The organism is Acidithiobacillus sp. TH-A36 (assembly GCF_057473445.1).
Genome location: NZ_JBYCKP010000014.1, coordinates 1 through 1,912, shown reverse-complemented (window position 1 = coordinate 1,912; position 1,912 = coordinate 1). Strand labels below are relative to the sequence as shown.

Annotated in this window: 1 protein-coding gene and 2 pseudogenes; 2 read left to right on the top strand and 1 reads right to left on the bottom strand. The window is 53.4% G+C overall.

The genetic code is table 11. From position 1 onward, the window contains the following. Positions 1-205, bottom strand: a pseudogene (ispH, locus tag AC2VLY_RS00305) (4-hydroxy-3-methylbut-2-enyl diphosphate reductase); the annotation flags it as partial. A 201-nt stretch (positions 206-406) separates the two neighbouring features. Here ispH and ppk2 point away from each other — a divergent pair. Together ppk2 and AC2VLY_RS00295 are read left to right on the top strand one after the other, a co-directional pair. Next, positions 407-1,585: a polyphosphate kinase 2 gene (ppk2, locus tag AC2VLY_RS00300; protein WP_486893223.1), complete on the top strand. Its 1,179-nt coding sequence runs from the start codon at positions 407-409 to the stop codon at positions 1,583-1,585. 24 nt (positions 1,586-1,609) lie between these two features. Then, a pseudogene (locus tag AC2VLY_RS00295) lies at positions 1,610-1,912 on the top strand (MFS transporter); the annotation flags it as partial.

The following is a 1,912-nucleotide window of genomic DNA, read 5'->3' as shown; positions in this document are numbered from 1 at the left end:
CCGTTGCCGCATCGGGAACCTCGTCCAGTTCCTCCACAAAAACCGCCCCACGGGCACGCAGGTCCTCGACGACATGGCGGTTATGCACCACTTCATGCCGCACATAAATCGGTGCCCCGAAAAGCTCCAGAGCGCGGTCCACAATTTGAATGGCACGATTGACCCCGGCACAAAAACCGCGCGGATTGGCTAACAGAATTTCCATAATGAAGTTCTCTAAAAGATTTAAGGGAATGGTCCATCCTGCCGCAGGCGCTGTCAACCCAGGCGGCACCGTCTGACCAAGGCTCAAATTCATCTCACCGGAATTTCATCCGGGCCGAAAAAACTCAAACGATTGTCATAAAAGCGTCATATTTGCCTGATATTATCCTTTTGCAATTCCAATCACTTATCAGGGGTCATCATGGCAGAAAGCTTCAAATCCACCCAAAATCTGCAGGAACAAGCTCTCTACGCAGAGGACAGCGCCCATAGCCTTACCAGCTCGGGAGATATTGCCCCGGATTTAAGTCCTGAAGGCATTCGTGATTTCGTCATTCATGAGGCCGTAGAAGCAGCCCAGGCTCAGCAAAGTGCCATCGTCACCGACTATGTCAACAGCCATCCCCAGGCCGTCCAGTCTCTGGATGACGCCATTCAGGTGATTCATTCGGATGTCAGCCCGGAAGACCTGGAGCATCTGCATGAAAGTGGAGCCATCCATCCGCGCAAGTACGTCGCCAACACGGATGATGCCCTCAATGACGACTGGCGTAGCGGCGGTTATCCCTACAAGTTCCGGATGACGCGCCGGGACTATGAACATGATAAATATGGCCTGCAGGTAGAACTGCTCAAGTTACAGGCCTGGGTAAAATCCAGCGGTCAGAAAGTTGTCGTCATCTTTGAAGGGCGGGATGCGGCGGGCAAGGGCGGCACCATCAAGCGCTTCATGGAACATCTCAATCCACGTGGCGCCAGAGTGGTTGCGCTGGATAAACCCTCTGAAAGGGAAAAGGGACAGTGGTACTTCCAGCGTTATGTGGAACAACTGCCTACTGCTGGTGAAATGGTATTTTTCGATCGCTCCTGGTACAACCGCGCGGGCGTCGAGCGGGTCATGGGTTTCTGCAATGAAGCTGATTATCAGGAATTCATGCGCCAGGTTCCGGAATTTGAGCGACACCTGATTTACAGCGGCATCTATCTGGTCAAGTTCTGGTTTTCGGTGACCCGTGACGAGCAGCACCGGCGTTTTGAAGAACGCAAAGTGCATCCCCTCAAGCAGTGGAAGCTATCTCCCATGGATCTCGCCTCCCTGGATCGTTGGGAAGATTATACCCGCGCCAAGGAAACCATGTTTTTTCATACAGATACAGCTTATGCGCCGTGGACGGTGGTCAAGTCCAATGACAAAAAAAGGGCTCGACTGAATGCTTTGCGGCACCTGCTCCAGGTCATTCCCTACGACAATAAGGACCTCCATGCCATTGGTCCCGTCGACGGACTGGTGGTCAGCCGCGCCCACGTCATGTACGGCGAGACCAATTCTCAGGAACTCAATCCCTTTAATGGCAACCATTCACCGGAATCCGCTGGCTAAATCCACTCCAAGGAGCACCTGACCGTGAGCACAGAAAAAATTCACACCCCGCCTTCGGGGAAAAGTATCCAGCAATATATTGACGAAACACCTGTCTGGTCCGATGGCACGTCCCTCAAGGGAACCCCCATGACGGCCATGCAGTGGCGCATCTGGAGCCTTGCCGTGGCCGGCAAGTTTTTTGAAGGCCTGGTGATTTTCATGACGGGTATTGCCTTACCCCTCATTGTCCGGGACTTTACCCTGCAGGCAGCCCAAAAAGGGGTAGTCACTGCCGTAGCACTTTTCGGTATCCTGATTGGTGCCACCATGCTGGGCGGATTGTCC

Bases quoted from the DNA above. Each gene is read 5' to 3' on its own strand.
- ppk2 (WP_486893223.1), top strand. From the start codon at position 407: ATGGCAGAAAGCTTCAAATCCACCCAAAATCTGCAGGAACAAGCTCTC.